The sequence below is a fragment of the Paenibacillus sp. FSL M7-0134 genome, from assembly GCF_038007865.1.
Classification (GTDB): domain Bacteria; phylum Bacillota; class Bacilli; order Paenibacillales; family Paenibacillaceae; genus Paenibacillus; species Paenibacillus polymyxa_B.
Genome location: NZ_JBBOXV010000002.1, coordinates 2,419,705 through 2,438,776, shown reverse-complemented (window position 1 = coordinate 2,438,776; position 19,072 = coordinate 2,419,705). Strand labels below are relative to the sequence as shown.

18 protein-coding genes and 2 pseudogenes are annotated in these 19,072 nt (G+C 43.3%); 3 read left to right on the top strand and 17 right to left on the bottom strand.

Annotated features, from left to right (window positions below; translation table 11 throughout):
* Positions 1 to 7: 7 nt before the first annotated feature.
* The 6 genes from manZ to NSQ58_RS26360 form a co-directional block, all read right to left on the bottom strand.
* Positions 8 to 832: a PTS mannose transporter subunit IID gene (manZ, locus tag NSQ58_RS26385; RefSeq protein WP_013309479.1), complete on the bottom strand. Its 825-nt coding sequence runs from the start codon at positions 830 to 832 to the stop codon at positions 8 to 10.
* Between the two features lie 28 nt (positions 833 to 860).
* The gene (locus tag NSQ58_RS26380; protein ID WP_023988666.1) at positions 861 to 1,631 is read right to left on the bottom strand and encodes a PTS mannose/fructose/sorbose transporter subunit IIC; all 771 of its coding nucleotides are present in this window, start codon (positions 1,629 to 1,631) and stop codon (positions 861 to 863) included.
* A gap of 39 nt (positions 1,632 to 1,670) precedes the next feature.
* Entirely contained in the window at positions 1,671 to 2,153 is a 483-nt protein-coding gene (locus NSQ58_RS26375) for a mannose/fructose/sorbose PTS transporter subunit IIB (RefSeq protein ID WP_023988665.1), read from the bottom strand.
* A gap of 1 nt (position 2,154) precedes the next feature.
* Positions 2,155 to 2,574 carry a PTS sugar transporter subunit IIA gene (locus tag NSQ58_RS26370; protein WP_013309476.1) on the bottom strand — a complete coding sequence of 140 codons (420 nt, stop codon included), beginning with the start codon at positions 2,572 to 2,574 and terminating at the stop codon, positions 2,155 to 2,157.
* Positions 2,575 to 2,775: 201 nt separating this feature from the next.
* On the bottom strand, positions 2,776 to 5,556 hold the full coding sequence (locus tag NSQ58_RS26365) for a sigma-54-dependent transcriptional regulator (protein WP_254349222.1): 2,781 nt from the start codon (positions 5,554 to 5,556) through the stop codon (positions 2,776 to 2,778).
* A 49-nt stretch (positions 5,557 to 5,605) separates the two neighbouring features.
* A complete protein-coding gene (locus NSQ58_RS26360) occupies positions 5,606 to 6,427 on the bottom strand; it encodes a Cof-type HAD-IIB family hydrolase (RefSeq protein ID WP_341058512.1) in 822 nt (273 codons plus the stop codon).
* A gap of 273 nt (positions 6,428 to 6,700) precedes the next feature.
* Here NSQ58_RS26360 and rpoN point away from each other — a divergent pair, with 273 nt between their 5' ends.
* Positions 6,701 to 8,083: an RNA polymerase factor sigma-54 gene (gene rpoN, locus NSQ58_RS26355; protein WP_034095031.1), complete on the top strand. Its 1,383-nt coding sequence runs from the start codon at positions 6,701 to 6,703 to the stop codon at positions 8,081 to 8,083.
* A 209-nt stretch (positions 8,084 to 8,292) separates the two neighbouring features.
* Here the strand turns inward: rpoN and NSQ58_RS26350 are convergent, their stop codons facing one another.
* From NSQ58_RS26350 to NSQ58_RS26330, 5 genes and pseudogenes are all read right to left on the bottom strand, one after another.
* Positions 8,293 to 9,261: a LacI family DNA-binding transcriptional regulator gene (locus NSQ58_RS26350; protein WP_023988661.1), complete on the bottom strand. Its 969-nt coding sequence runs from the start codon at positions 9,259 to 9,261 to the stop codon at positions 8,293 to 8,295.
* A gap of 750 nt (positions 9,262 to 10,011) precedes the next feature.
* On the bottom strand, positions 10,012 to 10,662 hold the full coding sequence (locus NSQ58_RS26345; RefSeq protein WP_308457638.1) for an FMN-dependent NADH-azoreductase: 651 nt from the start codon (positions 10,660 to 10,662) through the stop codon (positions 10,012 to 10,014).
* Positions 10,663 to 11,257: 595 nt separating this feature from the next.
* Positions 11,258 to 11,689 carry an RrF2 family transcriptional regulator gene (locus NSQ58_RS26340; protein WP_023988659.1) on the bottom strand — a complete coding sequence of 144 codons (432 nt, stop codon included), beginning with the start codon at positions 11,687 to 11,689 and terminating at the stop codon, positions 11,258 to 11,260.
* 91 nt (positions 11,690 to 11,780) lie between these two features.
* Positions 11,781 to 12,049 (bottom strand): annotated as a pseudogene (locus tag NSQ58_RS26335) (manganese catalase family protein); the annotation flags it as partial.
* Between the two features lie 92 nt (positions 12,050 to 12,141).
* A complete protein-coding gene (locus NSQ58_RS26330; protein ID WP_341058511.1) occupies positions 12,142 to 12,792 on the bottom strand; it encodes a TetR/AcrR family transcriptional regulator in 651 nt (216 codons plus the stop codon).
* Positions 12,793 to 12,949: 157 nt separating this feature from the next.
* Here NSQ58_RS26330 and NSQ58_RS26325 point away from each other — a divergent pair, with 157 nt between their 5' ends.
* The gene (locus tag NSQ58_RS26325) at positions 12,950 to 13,249 is read left to right on the top strand and encodes an NAD(P)-dependent oxidoreductase (protein WP_179085403.1); all 300 of its coding nucleotides are present in this window, start codon (positions 12,950 to 12,952) and stop codon (positions 13,247 to 13,249) included.
* 439 nt (positions 13,250 to 13,688) lie between these two features.
* Complete coding sequence (locus tag NSQ58_RS26320) at positions 13,689 to 13,916, top strand: hypothetical protein (protein ID WP_341058580.1); 228 nt, start codon at positions 13,689 to 13,691, stop codon at positions 13,914 to 13,916.
* Here NSQ58_RS26320 and NSQ58_RS26315 read toward each other — a convergent pair.
* The 6 genes and pseudogenes from NSQ58_RS26315 to nikC all read right to left on the bottom strand — a co-directional run bounded on the left by NSQ58_RS26315 (position 13,830) and on the right by nikC (position 19,072).
* Positions 13,830 to 14,042, bottom strand: a complete 213-nt coding sequence (locus NSQ58_RS26315; protein ID WP_023988655.1) for a zinc-binding dehydrogenase — start codon at positions 14,040 to 14,042, stop codon at positions 13,830 to 13,832. The genes NSQ58_RS26320 and NSQ58_RS26315 overlap by 87 nt on opposite strands.
* 90 nt (positions 14,043 to 14,132) lie before the next feature.
* A pseudogene (gene xerS, locus NSQ58_RS26310) lies at positions 14,133 to 14,999 on the bottom strand (tyrosine recombinase XerS); the annotation flags it as partial.
* A 308-nt stretch (positions 15,000 to 15,307) separates the two neighbouring features.
* Complete coding sequence (gene cntE / locus NSQ58_RS26305) at positions 15,308 to 16,537, bottom strand: staphylopine family metallophore export MFS transporter CntE (RefSeq protein WP_264453758.1); 1,230 nt, start codon at positions 16,535 to 16,537, stop codon at positions 15,308 to 15,310.
* Positions 16,534 to 17,397, bottom strand: a complete 864-nt coding sequence (locus NSQ58_RS26300) for an ATP-binding cassette domain-containing protein (RefSeq protein ID WP_341058509.1) — start codon at positions 17,395 to 17,397, stop codon at positions 16,534 to 16,536. Before NSQ58_RS26300 ends, cntE begins: the two co-directional genes overlap by 4 nt.
* A 15-nt stretch (positions 17,398 to 17,412) precedes the next feature.
* The gene (locus NSQ58_RS26295; RefSeq protein WP_048481501.1) at positions 17,413 to 18,228 is read right to left on the bottom strand and encodes an ABC transporter ATP-binding protein; all 816 of its coding nucleotides are present in this window, start codon (positions 18,226 to 18,228) and stop codon (positions 17,413 to 17,415) included.
* Positions 18,191 to 19,072, bottom strand: a complete 882-nt coding sequence (nikC, locus tag NSQ58_RS26290) for a nickel transporter permease (RefSeq protein WP_023988651.1) — start codon at positions 19,070 to 19,072, stop codon at positions 18,191 to 18,193. Before nikC ends, NSQ58_RS26295 begins: the two co-directional genes overlap by 38 nt.

The following is a 19,072-nucleotide window of genomic DNA, read 5'->3' as shown; positions in this document are numbered from 1 at the left end:
GCACGTTTTAAGCCAAAACCCCAAATGCGTACCCAATAATGCCTACTGCGAATAAAGCAAAAATCAGAGCGATTGCGTTCACTTTCTTTTTCAGTAGCCTCATACATAAAAAGGTCAATAATAGTGGTAAAAGTCCGGGCATCAATTGATCCAAAATCATCTGAACGGTCGTAATAACCTCTTTTCCATCCGTTCCCACATATCTTGATACCACCAGCGGCACATTCAGGGTGGTCCATTTGGAAACAAGTGCGCCCATAACGAAAAGCCCCAGTATGGAGGCTGACTCCGTGAGTTTTTGCAACCGGTTTCCAGACATATCGGAGACAATCTCCGTACCTTTGTGATAACCGTATTTCAGACCGTACCATTTCGTTGCCAAGCGTGCGGTGTTAAAGAGAAGGAAGAAAAGAACCGGTCCGACAAGGCTACCGGATAAGGCGATTGAGGCTCCGAGTGCAGCCAGAACCGGGCGTAAAGTCCCCCAGTAAATGGGGTCACCCACTCCCGCAAGGGGTCCCATTAAACCGACTTTGACTCCACTTATGGTGGCATTGTCAATCGGCTGGCCGCTTGCTTTCTGCTCTTCCATCGCAGCCGTTACACCCATAATAGGCGCTGAGATAAACGGTTGAGTGTTGAAAAATTCCAGATGTCTTTTCAATGCCTCTTTTTGATCTTCTTTCTTGCTGTACAGCCGCTTAATCGCAGGGATCAAGGTGACACAGAAACCGATCGACTGCATTCGCTCAAAATTGAACGAGCCTAACAGGAAGCATGAACGGACAAACATCTTATTTAAATCACTTTTAGTCAGCTTCTTTTCTTTCATAGTGCTCTCCTCTCCCTTCAGGTAGTTACTATAACTCTTCAATTTCTTCCATCTTCTCATTACGCTGGTTGTATTTTGGGCTCAGCTGGATGTAAAGCAGAGCCAGAACCGCGCCAATGACCCCAAAACCAACCAGATTAATGCTGGTAAAAGCTGCAATGACAAAGCCCAGAAAGAAGAATGGCATCAGGTATTTGGCTGCCATCATATTAATGACCATCGCATACCCTACGACTACGATAAAGCCACCCGCAATTTGTAGTCCTCTTGTGATTACCTCCGGAATTGCGTTAAGCATAGCAGTCACCAGGCCCGTTTCTGCGGCAACTGCCACCAAAACAGCGGGCAAAGCAACGCGCAGACCTTGCAAAAGTAAGGCAATAAAGTGACATAGCTCAATTCCTTTGAAATTTGCAGATTCCGCATACTTATCAGCTAAATGCTGGAAGAAGACAGTAATCGTCCTGACAAAAATGGTAAGCACTTGTCCGGCGGCTGCAATTGGAATCGCAACGGCAATTCCGGCGCCGATCGATTGATGGCCGACGATGACCAAAATGGTTGAAACCACACTGGCTAGAGCAGCGTCTGGTGCCATGGATGCTCCTACATTCATCCATCCCAAAGCCATTAATTCCAGAGTACCGCCAAGTATAATGCCAGTTTTGAGATCGCCAAGGACAAGGCCAATCAACGTACACGCAATCAGAGGACGATGGGTTTGCCCTTCATCTAGAACGCTACCCATGCCACATATGGCCGCTACCAGTGTTACCATCACAATTTGAAAAACAGTCATTTCTATAACTCCTCTCTAGTTGCCGCCTGGTATTTACGATCACAAATCCTGCAGTTTGGTAATCAAGTTGATTTTCGGATCACTGGCTACTTTTCTGATTTCCAGCTCAATGCCTCTTTCATGCAGCTTACGAAATGCATCTACATCCTGTTGGTTTACGGATACCGCCCCGGTAATCTGTGTCTTTCCTTCCTTAAAACACATTCCTCCAACATTCACCGAGCGGATGGGTACTCCCCCTTCTACAACCCGCAGTACATCCGTAGGGTTGGTAAAGAGGAACAATGTTTTAAAATCACTGTATTTGGGGTTATTATAAGCCTCTATCGCTTTGTTAATCGTTACGACATACGCCTTAATTCCAGGCGGCGACACCTGAAGCAATAAGGTTTTGCGTAATGTATCCGCTGCGACTTCATCGCTAACCGCGATGATCTTGTTGCACTTCGCTTCTTTCACCCAAACGGTCGCCACCTGACCGTGAATCAGACGGTCATCAATACGAACTAATGCAATTTCCATTCTATAATTCCTCCTCTAATTGACTGTTTCGAATGGCACGAAAAGACATCATGGAATCGTGCCCCGCATGTATCGCTAGATTTACCAAATTCTCTACTTGTTCAATCCCTCTGTTTGCAAGAAGGTCAACGATCATTGGCAGGTTTACTCCTGTCACAATATCCATTTTTTCATGGTTAACTGCAATTCGGCTGGCAGCATTATAAGGACTGCCGCCGAATAGATCAACAAGGAAGATAACACCGTCCGTCCAATCCAGCGATGCCAACGCAGCCTTATATTTCTCTACAAGTCCGCTGACACTTTCACCTGGTTCAAACGTAACACCTGCCACATTATCCAATTGGCCGAAAACCATTTCTGTTGACCTCAGTATTTCTTCAGAAAATTTCCCGTGTGTCCCAACAATTACACCGATCATCTGTCTCACCCCCTTTGTTTCTCTCCACATATATCTATGATGCAAGTTCTGTGCCAAACTTCTGTATAGATCAGAGGGAATTTTGTAAACAACAAAAAAACCCCCGTTGCGTCGGAGGTTTTTTCCAGTCTGAACAGATCATTATTTATCAATCTCCACTGCTTTCATACACATATGAAAGCGTTTTATACTCTTTGGCCATTACTGTGGAATAAAGTTATATACTTCGCTCAACATTTCGCAAATATAATATTTTTCGTCATCAGAAAGAGTAAGATTCATACCAGAAACAAATATGCTGCATGAACGGTTTACCACCTCGAATATGTGCTGGTCGAGCTGTTTCACTTCCCCCTGATAAACAAGTCCATCGCGAATAACCATACGTTCCAGCGCATAAGCTGTGTGAGTAGAAATTTGGACTTTTGTTGCATAATCAAATTTGACTTCTAATCCAAGTTCCAGCTCTTGCACAAATCTCATCACCATTCCCAGAATTTTGTGGGGATTCAAATAAGTCATAAATTCTTTCAGACTTTCCTCGCATAACTCCCTGACGACTACACTTTGATCCACAGCAGGGATCTGTTTGTTATTCAGCAGTAGCTCTCTCAATGTCTGCTCACCGCTTGCTTCAATCAGCTTTTCCAAAGGAATAAACGGGATTTCCGGCTCGCTTGGCCGTTTTACTCCAATCACAGCAAGAATTGTTCGCTTAGACCGCATATCCTGGACCACTTTATCCAACTCCCTTACGTTTGCCGGGACAACAAGTATTTCCTCATCCGTCAAATCGCAGACAATTTTCTCTACAAACTCTTTCAATTTGACCGCTGCACCTTTGCCGGAGGAGCAAACCGTCACAATTGCCTTATGAACTACTTTCACTGCGGCGCTGCTATTGTTATATCCCCTGAAATCCTTTAGCGATTGGTATATTTCCTCTATCCCCATGTCAAAAACACTGGCCTTTCGGACAGCCTCCAGCGTGAGCGGAGTTGAAACCATATCAATAGTCTTTACATTGATTCCAACACGTTCCATAATAGTTTCTTCAAGATTGAGCAAAGAGCCCATATCAACCAGCAGCAACACGCCTCTACCACGGTCAATGCTCTTTACTTTATCGATAATAAGCTCCAAAATTTCCCTAGGACTGACATCGAGAGGCATATCAACAGCACAAAGATTAGAACTGCCCAGCAAGCTGTCTACGACGCCGACGATGCTGCTCGCTGTACTGGTACCGTGTGCTGCCACAATAATTCCCACACTACCCTGTCGTTCTTCCTCAACAGATTTCAGAAGAATCGCCATATAAGTTATTTCGGCCTCCGGTACATGTACACCAAACTTAGACTCGATCAAACTTTTGATAGTCTGGGCCAGTCTGTACTCTTCATCATGTTCATTCATCGGTTCATAGATTCGTGCATCACCGTATTTTTTCTCTCTGGTGCGCTTGAAAAAGGCGCTTAAATGAAGACTGAAAGCATACACGAATCTCTCGCTGTAAATTCGGTTTAGTTCCTTTTTGGCCATTTCCTTAATCTGCTCGGAGAATTCAAGGATGTCTTTGTCCACAATTTTCAGAATTCGTTCCCTGCTCCCCTTGGTGTTATAAAAACGGTTATAAAAGCTTTTAATATGGATATTGACATCCGTAGCAATAAATCTGTGGATGTAGGCGTCGTCTAGCCCTTCTTCCTTCAACATGCTAATCTTGTCTTCAATTAGTTTGTAAAGGTTAAACGGCAGCTCGGAAACAACCTCTTCATCCAAAGCTTTTCTTCCTTCAGGAGTAATGTATAGGCACGAGGAAATACATCCGATTTCCTTCATCTTATATTGCGTTTTATCAATATTAAACAAACCATCTCGGATATTTCCCGGCAGGTTTTTAAAATCAAGTCCTATTTCTTCTTTGTTTTCATGTATGCTGTTTAAAAAACCTTTAGCGCATACCAGTTGGATGTTCGACTTTAACTGGCCGATATTGCCGTAGGTGACGCTGCCGATCAGTGCTCTTACTACCTCTGGTTCAATCCTAATCGGCTTGTTTACCCTATTGGCCTCGTTAGCAAACAAATGCTTCAAAATCAGCATTTGCTCCTCAATAGCACGTTCCTGAAGGGAAGGGATATTGATTGTGATGGGTATGCGCCTAATGAAGGTTTTTAGCATGGATGATCCGGGATCCTCCGTCGTAGCTCCAATCAATAACACACTCGCATCTCTTTTTCGATCCGTTTCGCCCAATTTGTTATAGGTGTGAGTATCCATGAAATAGAAAATCATTTCCTGGCCTTCCGGGGGTAAACGGTGAATCTCATCCAAAAACAGGATGCCTCCGTCAGCTTTCTCCACCAGCCCTGCCTTTTCATGATCAGCGCCTGTAAACGCCCCTTTAACGTGACCAAAGATGTGGGAAAGTAGCAAGTGGGGGTTATTGAAATAATCAGCGCAGTTAAAAACGATAAATGGCGCATGCTCTGAAAACCGCTTCATATACTTGCCATAATGGTACATCAACCTGGCAAACATAGTTTTTCCAACACCCGTCTGCCCGACTATCAGGGTATGCAGACCTCTAGGAGGATACAGAATCGCTGCCTTCCCCTGCTCAACCTGGTTACGCATGCTGCCCCTGAAACCGATCAAGGCATGGAACGGATCGACCTGTTCGTCAGGCAGCAATACCTCTTTGATGCTTTTGACCTCAATTTGTTTCTCTTTCAGCCGAACCCGAAAGGTGTCCTCGATAATCTGCTTGTGCAAAAATCTGACCGGTCTTCCTTTGATTTTAAGGATTAGATCGTCACGCAGCAGATTATTCAACTCTTTGCTCACATTGTTTCTCAACATCTTTTGATCATCAGCAATTTCCGCAGCCGTAATCCCTTCCCCCGCAAATAAAGCCTCTTTGGAAATTTTCTTGGTGCTCTCGGCAATATACTCTAAAATCTTATCTATTCTTTTCACCTGTATTCCTCCAGCCTGAATCAGTCATTGGAAATTGATTTCAACCTGCTTATTTAGGGAACAGAATATGGTTTTTCAGCGCATGAGCAACTCCATCCTCGTCATTCGAGAGAGTAACGGTGTTGGCAGCAGCTTTGACCTCAAAGGGAGCATTTTCCATGGCAATGCCAAGTTCCGCAAAGGCCAGCATGTCGATATCATTGTAGTTGTCACCAATAGCCAGACAATCGCTTTGTTTCAGTTGGTACTCTTTTAGCAGAATTTGAATGGCTGCGGTTTTGGAAGCCTTTTTTGACATGATTTCCAGATAAGTAGGCTTGGATAAGTAGAGATTTACTTCCTCGCCGTATACGGGTCGCAATACTTGAAGGACGCGTCTGATCTCTTCGGGATCACCCATGCACAAAATTTTACTGGTTCCATCAGTCTCTTCCCTCCAACCATTGGTAAGCTTAGAAAAACTATAAATGCGAGGCTCGATATTGGTGATGTCACGTTCTTGAAGCGCCCATGCATCCAATTGCTCAATATACCACTCATCATCCTTATACAGGCTTACGTGAAGATCATAGGCAGCCAGGCTGTCAAGCAAACGCTGTGTCATTTGCTTATCTATATAACGGGTGTTCAGCTTGTTCCCGTGTTTATCTATAACAAGTGCCCCACTGTAGCATATGAGAGGCTCCGAAATACCAAGATGCTTCTGCAATGGAATAATTGCTTTTGGCATTCGCGCAGAGACAAGAACCACTGGAATCTGCTTATCATTTATAACCTGGAGAATGGTTTCTTTGGTTGCTTCCGTGATTTGATGCGCCGAGTTAAGCAGCGTCCCGTCAATATCAATGCAGACAATTTTATAAGTTTCCATAAATGATTCCTCCAGCTCCAGTGTATTTTGTTATTCAATGAATGAGTATACAAGAAAGATAGTGTATATAACCAAAAATACAACACACATAATAACTGTTACTTATTACGACAAGCTTTGGCTTGTTTTGAATCGTTTCTATCAGATAAAATTACTCGGTAACGTTAACATCTAGGCAGGAGAATTGCATAGGCATAGAGAAGTAGATCTTTCATAAATGACTGACTGTGAATTTGTTCCGGAAATGTATGGAAAAGGAGTTTGAATAAGTCAATGATACGATATGGATTACAACAGGAACAAGGATTCAAGCTGGTTATGACGCCCGAATTGCGACAAGCAATCACGATCTTGCAATATTCTTCGGCTGATTTAATATCCTTTCTGCATGAACAGGCGAACAATAATCCAGTCATTGATTTGCCGGAGTTTAATATGTCCATTGGCGGTATCAAAGAAGAAGCAGAGCAGTTTTCACAGAAAGATCAAGGAGAGCTGATTGAACATTATCGTGGCGGAGAAAAATATCCATCGGTCCAGCGAGCAACCCCCGTTACATTTCTGGACTTTGTCCCCAATCCGAATGATACCCTGTTTGAACACCTGAACAGGCAGCTTGGACTGGTATGTGGGCTTACAAATTCACAGCGTATGGTGGCACGGTACCTCATTGGCAATTTGAACGAAATGGGATATTTAGAACTTGATGTTCCAACAGTCGCCTCACTAGTGGACGTTTCCATAGCCGAAATTGAGGATATGCTCTTGGTGATACAGAGTTTTGATCCACCGGGGATCGCCTCTTACAGCTTGGAAGAGTGTCTTCTTCTCCAGCTCCAGCTTGCTGGCATGGATGATGAATGCATAGTCAGAATGGTAAGCAACCATCTGGCTGATCTGGCAAACAATCGGATACAAAAAATTGCGGATGCTCTTGAAATCGGTAGGCGAGAGGTTATACAGATGGCCGATCGAATTCGCAAGCTAAATCCATGCCCGGGCGCAGCATTTGCTCATAAAGAGCAGCAATACATCATAGCAGATATCACGGTCGAAAAAGCCAACGGCGAATATCTTGTCCTGATTAATGACATTAGTGCGCCGCGGGTTGAGATCAACCCTTTTTACCAGCAAATGATGCGGGATCTACCGAATAGTGAAACCAAACTTTTTATCCATGAGAAGATGAATACGGCAAAATGGCTGATCAATAGCCTGAAGCAACGTCGGCTGACCCTTCTACGGGTTGCCAAGGCCATTGTGGAAAAGCAACAGGATTTTTTTGAGCATGGCGTGTATTTCCTCAAACCAATCACCCAAAAGGAGATTGCCGAAAAGACGGGCTTACACGAATCCACGGTCAGCAGGGCGGTCAGTAATAAATTTATACAGACGCCTCGCGGATTGTTCGAACTCAAATTCTTCTTTACTTCCTCCTTGACGTCAGCGGACGGAGATGCTGCTTCATCGGAGAGTGCAAAAAAGCGTATCAAAAATTTGATAGATGATGAGGACAAGCAAAAACCGTTATCGGATCAGGCTATTACTACCCTGCTGGGAAAGGAAGGTTTGCATTTATCACGCAGAACCGTGGCGAAATATCGGGAAGAACTAAGATATCTTTCTTCTGCCAAAAGAAAAAAGTTTGAAGTTTGAATGGTTAAAGATAGTGGCGATGCAGCAAGACAGGCAACGTCTCAGGAAAGCTTGATCCGACTCGCTAGTTCTTGAATTCACCATTACACCCCTTTCTTGAACTAGGATGTTTTCACTTTTGAAACGTTTCCAATTTGCTGTAAGAAAAACGTCAGTTAGTAGATCCACACTATGAATCGAAAGAATGAGGCTAATATTTTTCAATAAAATCATGTAGTTTCGCCTTGCTTGAAGACAACGGGGAGACGATACACTTGCTGATCTAAAGTTTCACCTTCGATTTTCTTATAAAGCAATCTGATTGTCATACGTGCCATCTCCTCCACTGGCTGCCTGATTGTAGACAATATCGGATGAAAATAAGGATGATCCTGAATCCCGTCGTAGCCGATAACCTTTACATCCTCTGGAACGCGAATGCCCTCCCTGCGTGCTCTTTCTATATAGCTGGCGGCTAACATATCGGTAATAGCAAAAATGCCGTCCACATCGCGGTGCTCATTTAGGAACTCGTTAAAATAGGCATCGTCGTCCACTATAGGGTCGGGCTTCTCGTAGATTACATAATCGACTCCCAATGTTTGCGCTTCATGAATGAAACCTTTTCTCCGATTCATGGTTTCACTGAAAACGGAAGTAACGCTTCCCATAAAAGCCGGTTTCTGGGCTCCCGCTTTAACAAGCTCCCTCAAAGCCAGACGCCCTCCCTCATAATTATCGGAGGTCACACAGGTAATTTTTTTGTTGAAGTGCCTATCAATACTTACAATCGGAATGTCATTGCTTACGCTATTCTCTATATCATTGTAAGTAATGCCGACAATACCAGCCACTTTGTTTTGCCGTAGCATATCCAGATAATATAGTTCCTTTTCGGGCTTGCCGCCGCTATTACATAACATGAGCTTAAAGCCTTCCCTATCCAACTCATCCTCAATGTAATAAGCCAGTTCAGAAAAAAAAGGATGCCAGATACTTGGAAGCAGCAAGGCTACCATCTTGGATTTCCTCATCTTGAAATTTCGAGCGACTTCATTAGGAAAATAATTCAGTTCTTGTATAGCTTTCTCCACTTTCCTGCGTGTTTCTGGTTTTACAGAGCCCGAGTTGTTAATAACGCGGGACACCGTTCCCACAGCTACGCCAGCTATGTTAGCTACATCTTTAATACTTGGCATCTCCCTCCCCCTATCTCTCTTTATGAAAATTATAATAACACTAAGATGGAAACGTTTCAATTATGTTTGAAACGCTTTTTTTGCTGACTGTTTTCATGCTTCCTAAAGAATGTCTTCGCTTTAATGAAGCTCTATTGTCAGTTGTATGCGGATCTAAAAAAACAAGGCTTGTGATGAAAATTATCATTAGAGAGAACGGTTAAAATCTGTATCAATTTTTGTTCCGGAAATATGCCTACGCTTGCTCAAGCGTTCTCTCCAGTACATCCGTCAGAAAAATGATTTGCTCCTCGAGCTTGCCCTTTTTATGACTACAAATGCCCACGGCCTTTATAAAAGCTTTTTATCTTCCCTGCCGGGCTGAAGCGCCAGTGTGGATTCCATTAGATATACGTCCTTGTCCTCTACATCTGTTCATATTCATCTCTATCCTTCTTGTTTTAGTGGTTAATCCTAAATTTCCTCCGAAAGACACGAATAGCGTTATTAAAAGTTACGTGCCCACCGTTTCTTTAGTCCCATTTGCCAATTTATCGAAGAGATCACGTTAAATTTGTAAAGGCAGCCGACAATCGGCTGCCTTTACGTTTAAATAGTGTTTGCAAAATTATATTTCTTATCTTCTAGAATAGGCTTGCAGATTTGCGTATATAGGCCTTACAAGAGCACATTTCTCAAGTGCTTGCCGTATCAACATTTGCCCAATAGAGCCGCTGGTGCCAAACAGGTAAAGCCTTCCTGGAAAGTGTCTTAGAACGTTGATGCTACTTTGGCCACTTCTTGAAGTCCTTCTTTTACAATCACTTCTGCACGATCCTTGTACTGATTATGTCCTTCAATAATAACATCGGTAGTTTGAATTCCGAAAAGGCCAAGATTCATCTTCACTGGTTTAACCGCTGATTCGAAGGATGCCATCGGCTCTATCGAGTACATTCCTCCACGTGCGCTTAGCAATGCGATTTTTTTATCACCGGCAAGACCAACAGGACCTTCAGCAGTAAATTTAAATGTTTTGCCAACCTGGGAGATATGAGCGATGTAGTTGACCAACGGTGCAGGTGCCATGGTATTCCAGAGTGGAAAGGCAATGACTACTTTATCTGCGGCAAGGAATTGATCCAGATAACGATTGGACGTTGTTGTGACTTCCAACTCTTCTGCCGTAAGTTCATAACCTTGACTTAATTTATAGATGCCTGTGATCACAGTATTCCCATAAGTAGGAAGGTTCTCTACGAACAAATCAAGTTCAGTAATTACATCAGACGAATGGGTATCTTTATAAGTCTTGAGAAAAGTCTCATACATCTGAACACTTACTGCTTGATCTGCTGGACGATCATTCGCTTTAATAAAAAGTACATTGGACATAGTAATTTCTCCCTTATAGTAAGATATTTATCTCAGTTCATTTCATATTGTGCCTTTTTTAAGCACATTTAAAACTTTTAAATGCAACTGCGATGAGCACATTATAATTCATTTATTCCTTAATCTCAAGTTCTATTTCTGTACGAATGTTAGGTTACATAATATGCTTTATAACGTTGTAGTACAGGAGTGACACCTGATTGTTTGGTCAGTAGGAGCAATGGCGTTTTGAGGGGGAGCCCTTTCACAGTATTCGTAACCATATATATCTATCATCTGAATACATCTATAGATGACTAACCGTGATCGATGAGAAGGTATACTTTTAAACATTTTTCTTACAACTAGGGTTTTAAATAACTTACTTTCGTCTATTGATTGAACTTACCATCAAAATTTATATGACTATCTAAAAGATATTGGGAACGGGTCTATTCTGGTAGTATCCTTTAATACTTTAACCGGTATTACCATACCAGTGCTGTTCTCTATATACAATAGTTACAAGTATGCGCAATTGGGGGAAGAGCGATCAGTGTAAAATAAAAAGTCGCCAATATGGCGACATCCTTTGAATCAGCACATTATAAATTTCGGCTTAGTCTTTCTCAACTTTTACTAATTAAAGTAAATCTATACGGTTAGCGACATCATCGATTGTAAACTGACTCAAATATTTTATAGTGTGCTGTTCAGTTTCATACAGAATTTTTTCCAATTCAAGATCAAGCTGTTTAGCGGCATCTCCACAATCGATATCAAAATCAGATTCTGATATATCCGTATTTACTGCATAATAAATATCACCTAAAGTAATTAGACTGGGAGCTTTTCGTAAAATGTAGCCCCCCTCACGTCCACCTTTTGACTCCACGATACCTGCAATGGTTAAAGACTGCATGACTCTTCTCATGAATGTAGCATGCGATTTAACTTGACTCGCAATCATTGCACTAGATAAAACGCTGTTACTTTTTGCTAGCCATACGACAGAATGAACGGCTATTTTAAAACGGGGAGGACCAATGTGGATTCCGCGATTTGCTGTACTCATATGAACACACCTTTTCTCTGTTTAGTTATTATTGGTTATTTAAACTGAATTGGAACTGATAATAAGCTTTAAATATTCTCAATTCGTTCTGCTAAAGAATATATACCTTTTTCTTTCCCGTATATTCAATAATAATCTGCACCGACTCCTTAAACCGCAGCGCATGCACAATCTCCCGCTCCCGCAGAAACTTGAGGCTGTCTTACAGATCCACATCATCCGTCTTGTCAATCAGCCACTGGTATGTAGCTTGGGCCTTTTCTTCGGCGGCTATTTACTCATACAAATCTGCCAGTGGATCACCTCTAGCCGCGTGTAGGTCGTGATGAACGGAACCCCTGTTGCACTGTTGTAGAACAAGACTACTAGACTGCCGCTGCTTTATTAACTAACGTACCCAGTTAGCATAATGACCTGTTTGTTGACTATATGTCCCTAGATTAAGTTCCCCTTTAATAAAGACTGTTCGGCATAAGAAGATCTCTCTTAGAGAGAGCGTTACTTTGTCTGATTGAACAACTAACGACACCTTCCTCAATAAAAAATTTCAGCCCTTGAGAAAGATAAGGTATCACCAATTGGATATATTCTTCAGCTGGCCTTGTATCGTTATATTGCCAGTTAACGGCCGCCCCGTAAATGCTCCAGCTTAACATTACAGATGCAATTCGAACGGATTCCTCACGGACTCCTGCATTCTGATTCATCATCATCTCGAAAAATACTTGCTCAAGTTCTTTCTTAATTATCGCTTCTATTACAGAAGTAAATGATTCGAAGCTTTTTCGACATTGGGAAGCCAGCGAAGATTGAAATTGAGTAACCGACATAAATACACTGGCAAGCGTCGTTTCATTGAGCTGGTCATGTATTGAAATTTCTCTCATTACGTTCGTCATTAGATGTTCTTCCAGTGTTTTTTCGAGCAGATCGTATTTATCCATAAAATGATAGTAAAAGGTGGCACGGTTGATCGTTGCTTCTGATGTAATGTCTTTAATACTGATATTCTTAAAATCCTTTTTCGTTGAGAGGAGAAGAAATGCATCCATAATTAATCTGCGTGTACGTACAAAACGTGGATCGAGCCTGTTTTCCGTCATCTCATCTCACCTCCACTTTTTAGACATTTCACTGCATATGTCGTATATCCGATAAAAACGTAATTTTATCGGTTGAACAGTAGCTACCAGTACTTACAATATAACTATACAACAAGTGTTGTAGAAATAATAGATGTATGAAAGACGAGGCTACGTTATGATAATTACAATTTTTGGCGCCAGCGGCGCTATAGGAAAGTTGGTCGTAAAAGAAGCTTTAACACACGGCGACCAGGTAGTGGCTTATGTAAGAAGAGCGGATGCTCTGCCTGAAAATCACCCGAATTTACAAGTGGTTGTCGGTAGCCTGGATGACCACCGCAAAATGAAAGATGCGTTTACAAATTCAGACGCCGTGATCAGCGCGCTTGGACCGGCGCAGGATAAATCCAGAAAAGTGAAGGATTTGTCGATCCCCGGGCTCATGAAACCATCATTCAAACCATGCAGGCTTTAAATAAAAAACGTTTTGTCACACTGGGGAGGCCTACCGTGAAAGCAAAAGAAGACCGTTCACAAATCAAACATAGAATGGACTGTCGTACGCATTATCAATCCGAATATCAAACAAGACGGCAAGAGCTATGGAATTTCGTTCGGTGATACGAAGTCAGGCATGAATGTATCTCGGGAAAACGTTGCGAAATGCTTGTACGATTTTGTTTGTAAATCGGCCTATATACAAAAAAATGCCGATTGTTTTTAATAAATAAGGAGAAAAAATGACAATTACAATATGGATTATACAAGGATTATTGGCAGCCATGTTTCTGTAGCATGACTCATATTCGGGTAAAAGACGGCCTTAGAAACGACGACGATTATTATTCTCGGTATCCTGCCTTTCGTACCGCTGTTCCTGCTCTATTAATTAACTAAAAGAAAGGCTGCCCAAAATGTCAAATATGGATGGAAAACATTTATTCGCTGGGCGAATTGATTGCGGAACACACAAGCGAAGGATCGAAGCGGCTGAGCGGGTTACAGCTATTTTGCAAATGGCCAAAATGCCGGATGAAGCGGGACTCGATTATTATTTAGAAGGTCACAACAACTTTGCCTTGGGAGTGACCCGTCGACACTTTAATCAACGCTTTGTTAATGTCCCCAAACGTATAAGTTGAATCTATAGAGGGCTTGATATTTTCTTTTTCAACAAGTTTAGTGGTATCTTGTAATTGACTTCCATTGGATTGCACAAATAAAAAGCGATATTCATTTTGATTCTTACGTGCTAAAGAATTGTACATTGACAACAAGTTTATCCCCTATTTCACTCAATGACAGCTGGTACTAAGTCGCTATAGAGAAGCTTTGTGTCATTACATGACTAAGCTTTATTACTTATCCATATTATTAACTGCTTTCCTCATTTCTTCATCAGTTAAATGAGTATAAATCATAGTCGTTTGTATTGAGGAATGTCCTAATTGGTTTTTCAATCTAGGCACATCATTGTTCTCCAAGTGATAACGGATTGCAAATGAATGTCTCAGAAAATGCACGGTTAAAGCCAGCTTTCCAAAAGCTATAGTGTATTTTTCAATCAGTTTTTCAATGGATCTCTGCGTTAAACGTCGGCTTTTTCCTTTGCGACCAACAGGAGCTGCTATAAACAAAAAGCTTTCGTTTCTTTCTGGAATATATCTGGATTCTCTGATCTGAAGATAATTTTCTAAATCCAGTAAAGCTTGCTTGCTGAAATACACATATTGTTCTTTATTACCTTTACGGATAACACTTACTAAAGCTTTATTCATATCCAGATCTTCAAGGTTAATGCCTGCAACCTCAGAGAGCCTAAGACCGGATCCTAAAATGAGGGAAACAATGGCTGTATCTCGTTCACGATTAAATTGATGGAAATTGAAAATATGTTTATCCTCTTTATTAATCTTTCCGTAATCATGGGCTACAAATAACCTAAACGACTCAAAATCGTCTTCTCTGAGAATTTTCCCATCAATACGATTGGCAATCGTCTCTTGGCTTTCTTTAACTACATTTAAATCCATTTTGGCCATAACATTGCGCTGGATATATGGCTCTAGGTCACTTATTTCAGCTTTATTCTGTAAGTAATCAAATAAGGATTTTAGTGAGGACAATTTACGGTTAATGGTTAGCTTAGTATTGTCGAGTTGATACTCCAAAAAAGATAAAAAATTCTCCACTTCACGAATGGTTAGTTTCTCTAAAGTAGCTAAATTCTACCCTGGAACGATTAGAGATTTCGCTTGAATATTTGCTCTCTGGTATAACAGGCATTATTCATTACTGGGTTCAAAAACAGGACCGTTTATCCATAGAAAAAATATCGAGCGTTCTTAGCGATATTCACTTCAAGAACGTTCAAGACTTATTTGCCGACGAACAAAACAGGGCTTAAATCGTCCAAGAACGATTTAAGCCCTACCCCATATCTAATTTACACCGATGACTGGCAGCTTGCCATCTCTCAACGATGCCAATGCTAAACTCGATTCTTGACAGGTAAGTGTATGTTCTCTTAATCTTACGGCTGGGCCTTCATCCAGCGGCTACTCAAGGCAACAAACAAGGCAACGCAGAGAGAAACGCTGGCAGAAATCCAGAAGATGGCTCTGTAACCGGCGGAGTCTGCCACCAGGCCTAGAACGAGACTACCAATCACGGTTCCAAAATCGGACATGGAGATAAATAACCCCATCCATACTTTTCGACGTTCTTTTCCGAGTGTGATGCTCAGGTAAGCGGCAAGCACAGGATACACATTAGCTATGCCATAGCCGATCATCGCACCGCCCCCGTACAGCATCCATGCATTACCTGTTACTGGGGCAAAAGCTACAAGTGCCAGACCTATCGTGAGCGAAACCAACAGCATGCCGACATATACGGAATGCCAGTTCCCGTCCGAAGGCAGATTCTTACGGAAAGCAAATCTTGCTGTCACGATCACGCCCGATTGAATAGCAAAAAACACCCCCGCATTGCCGATTCCGGTCTGTATCACATACAAGGCAAGAAACGCCGTTACCGCGCCAAACCCAATCGTTGCGCTCATCATCACGAGGCTGCTTAGCATGAAGTGACGGTTCCAGAGCGTGGATCGTGCGCTTCTATCTATTTCATGCTTGGTTGTCGTTTGCTCCGCGGGACGCTTTGCCGCTTTGATGTGCTGCGTGGCTCTTCCTGTTCCATAGCCCGAGATGAGCGTCAATGCGCCCAAAACCAAAAGTCCTGCGTAAAATCCGTTCAGTCCAGCTTTTTCCCAGGCGATCCATCCCAGTGCAGGCATCATAACCGAGGGTAGCAAACCAAACAACAAGTATAGAGATAATCCCTGAGCACGGTCACGCTCGGGCAACAGGTCCATAACAGCCATTTGCACGGTCAACGAAAAGAATGCGGCGACAGCGCCTTGCAAACCCCGGATAATAATGTAAGAAACGTTGCCTTGCCATACAAACAATAGCAAAACTAACAGATGCCCCGCCAGAATAAAACGCAGAATGCGGGCAATCCCGAATCGTTCAACGACGATTCCCGCCCATGGTCGCAGCAGCATGCTAACTAGCAAATACATCCCCACGATCATACCGATCTTGTCGTTTCCATAGCCAATGCTTTGCGTATAGAGAGGCAATATCATCTGAACGAAGGCGTTAGCACTATAAAACAAAAAAGTGAGGGTATATAGGCGTAGCAACACGGGGGAAAATGCACCGTTGCGAGCGTATGGCAAATCTTTGCTTCGATTCATGCCCAGGCGCCTTTACGCTGCCCTGCGTCAACATAGAAAGGCCTATCCTTCCGAATTGTACCCAACTCCGGATGTCCGGATAATGAGGCGTCTAACAACTGCTTAACTGCTGGTTCCCTGGATACCTTCATCTCGGCTATCGTCGAGAAGCTACCGCATAAGCTACCCTGATCTAATACAGTCCATCGGTCACATAGTGCAAAAGCAGCCTTCAGGTTGTGCGTGATGAATACGTAGGACATATCCCGTTGTTTCTTTAAATCGCGTAAAACATCGATAATATGTACCTGGTTGGCAATATCCAAGCTGCTGACAGCTTCATCGAGCACGATAAAGCTGGGTCTGGAGATCATGGCGCGTGCAATGTTAATGCGCTGTAGTTGTCCACCGCTTAATTGTCTTGGCAGCTTGTTCATGGCACTTGCAGGTAGTCCGACGATGTCCAAAGCTTCGCCGATGCGGTAATCCTTTTCCCCATTCGTTAGTCGCTCGAAATTGTCCAGGGGCTCCCCGATGATTTGTGCTGCCGTCATCTTGAGATTTACCGAAGAATAACAATCCTGAAATACGGCCTGTACATGCTTCCGTAACTGTTTCTTCGTTCGATTGTCGCAAGCATACATATCCTTACCATCAACAAGTACTGAGCCCCGTTGAGGGCGCTGCAAGCCAAGCATGATTTTGCCGAGTGTACTCTTGCCTGCACCGCTCCCCCCCAACAAACCGATGCATTGTCCTGCCTCCAGCGTCATGGAGATATCCTTCACGACAGCTCCCTGCAACTTCTGTTTCGATTTCCACCAAGAGTTGTTCGCAGAATCATACGTGTGAGTGACGCCAGAAAGTTCTAGCAGTGCCATTATTCTTCCCTCCGTTCATTCATTCAACCGACTGCGTAGCAATTCTTGTGTATAGGAATGTTGTGGTCGATTGAATATGGATAATACGTCGTTATGTTCCACGATCCGTCCTTCATGCATCACGATGACCTCGTCTGCCATCTCTGCGATGACGTCAAGATCATGCGTAATAAGCAGGATGGCAACGTCCTGGTTCATCCGCAGTCTCTCTAGTTCCTCCAATACATGGTATTGATTAATGGTATCGAGGGCTGTGGTGGGCTCGTCCGCAATGACGATGGAGGGTGACAGACACATCGTTAGCGCAATCAACACGCGTTGCAGCATGCCTCCGCTAAGCTCGAACGGATATCGTTTGAGAAGTTCCAGCGGATCAGGCAGCCTTACACTTTCAAGTGCCTGCACAGCCAGTGTCAACGCATCCGTTTTACTACACCGGGCATGTGTGCGGATCGTTTCGACAAACTGGCTTCCGATGGTATGAACAGAAACCAGTGCATTCATTGGATTTTGAACAATATATCCAATATCATTTCCGCGAATGGTGCGTAACTGCTCTTCAGTCATGCCGTTCAGTTCATCACCTCTCAGTCTGATGCTGCCGTTTATGCGGATGGCAGGATCGAGTAGCTGAAGAATCGATCGACAGGTTAGCGTTTTGCCGCTGCCACTCTGTCCTGCAAGACCTACGACGCGTCCAGGCTGCAACGAAAACGAAACATCATGCAGCAATCGTTGAGAAGCGCCGTCTTCGATCACATCGGCACAGACATTATGAAGTGCAAGCAATGGTTCAGGGGTTGCCGATCTGACGTGATGTTCTTCGAACATTGCGGGTGCTCCTCTCCTTCACTTTCTTTACGCCGAGCAGTTGGGAGAGCGACTCCCCCAGTACATTGAACGCGGTGACTACAAGTAAAATACACAATCCCGGATATAGCATTAGGGAAGGGTGTTCGCGCAAATAGCCGCGTCCTTCATTAATCATCGCTCCCCATTCCGCGGTAGGCGGCTGAATGCCGAGTCCCAGGAAGGAAAGAGCTGAAATATCCATGATGGCCCACCCCATCTCTAGCGTACCGATCACCACAATTTGCGGGAAAATATGCGGAAAAACGTGTCTTCTCAGGATCGCTAATCGGCTGGAACCGCAAATGAGGGCAGCCAGCAAATACGGCTCGGAACGCAGATGCAACACCAGACCCCGAGTCATACGTGCATAGTACACCCACTGTACCAGCAGCAGTGCAATAATGACCTGATATATCCCTGGTCCAAGCATACCAACGATGCCAAGCACAAGGACGAGGTTCGGAAATGCAAGCATGCCGTCGCAAATCCGCATTAATAGCTGATCCAGCCAACCGCCTACGTAACCGGATAACATGCCAATCGATACACCAACCAGCACAGATATGGAAAAGACACCCAACACCAGTCCAAACGTAATCCGGACACCATAGATGAGTCTGGACAACACATCCCTGCCCAAATGGTCGGTACCCAGTAAATGCTCAGCCGAGGATGGAACGAGCTTGTCAGCCATTCGTATCTGATTCGGATCATGGGGAGCTATCCATGGAGCAAAGATAGCTGTTACTGCGCAAACACACAAAAAGAACAGGCACAAGCCTACGACCAGCCGCTTGCCAAAAAACAAACTTTTCAATTTCAT

Excerpts from the sequence above, each read along its gene's own strand:
- NSQ58_RS26360 (WP_341058512.1), bottom strand. The coding sequence starts at position 6,427 with ATGGAAACTTATAAAATTGTCTGCATTGATATTGACGGGACGCTGCTT.
- NSQ58_RS26350 (WP_023988661.1), bottom strand. The coding sequence starts at position 9,261 with ATGCCAAGTATTAAAGATGTAGCTAACATAGCTGGCGTAGCTGTGGGA.
- manZ (WP_013309479.1), bottom strand. The coding sequence starts at position 832 with ATGAAAGAAAAGAAGCTGACTAAAAGTGATTTAAATAAGATGTTTGTC.
- NSQ58_RS26295 (WP_048481501.1), bottom strand. The coding sequence starts at position 18,228 with ATGTTCGAAGAACATCACGTCAGATCGGCAACCCCTGAACCATTGCTT.
- NSQ58_RS26320 (WP_341058580.1), top strand. The coding sequence starts at position 13,689 with ATGTCAAATATGGATGGAAAACATTTATTCGCTGGGCGAATTGATTGC.
- NSQ58_RS26300 (WP_341058509.1), bottom strand. The coding sequence starts at position 17,397 with ATGGCACTGCTAGAACTTTCTGGCGTCACTCACACGTATGATTCTGCG.
- rpoN (WP_034095031.1), top strand. The coding sequence starts at position 6,701 with ATGATACGATATGGATTACAACAGGAACAAGGATTCAAGCTGGTTATG.
- NSQ58_RS26370 (WP_013309476.1), bottom strand. The coding sequence starts at position 2,574 with ATGATCGGTGTAATTGTTGGGACACACGGGAAATTTTCTGAAGAAATA.
- NSQ58_RS26325 (WP_179085403.1), top strand. The coding sequence starts at position 12,950 with ATGATAATTACAATTTTTGGCGCCAGCGGCGCTATAGGAAAGTTGGTC.
- cntE (WP_264453758.1), bottom strand. The coding sequence starts at position 16,537 with ATGAATCGAAGCAAAGATTTGCCATACGCTCGCAACGGTGCATTTTCC.
- nikC (WP_023988651.1), bottom strand. The coding sequence starts at position 19,072 with ATGAAATTGAAAAGTTTGTTTTTTGGCAAGCGGCTGGTCGTAGGCTTG.
- NSQ58_RS26330 (WP_341058511.1), bottom strand. The coding sequence starts at position 12,792 with ATGACGGAAAACAGGCTCGATCCACGTTTTGTACGTACACGCAGATTA.
- NSQ58_RS26375 (WP_023988665.1), bottom strand. The coding sequence starts at position 2,153 with ATGGAAATTGCATTAGTTCGTATTGATGACCGTCTGATTCACGGTCAG.
- NSQ58_RS26380 (WP_023988666.1), bottom strand. The coding sequence starts at position 1,631 with ATGACTGTTTTTCAAATTGTGATGGTAACACTGGTAGCGGCCATATGT.
- NSQ58_RS26315 (WP_023988655.1), bottom strand. The coding sequence starts at position 14,042 with ATGTACAATTCTTTAGCACGTAAGAATCAAAATGAATATCGCTTTTTA.
- NSQ58_RS26340 (WP_023988659.1), bottom strand. The coding sequence starts at position 11,689 with ATGAGTACAGCAAATCGCGGAATCCACATTGGTCCTCCCCGTTTTAAA.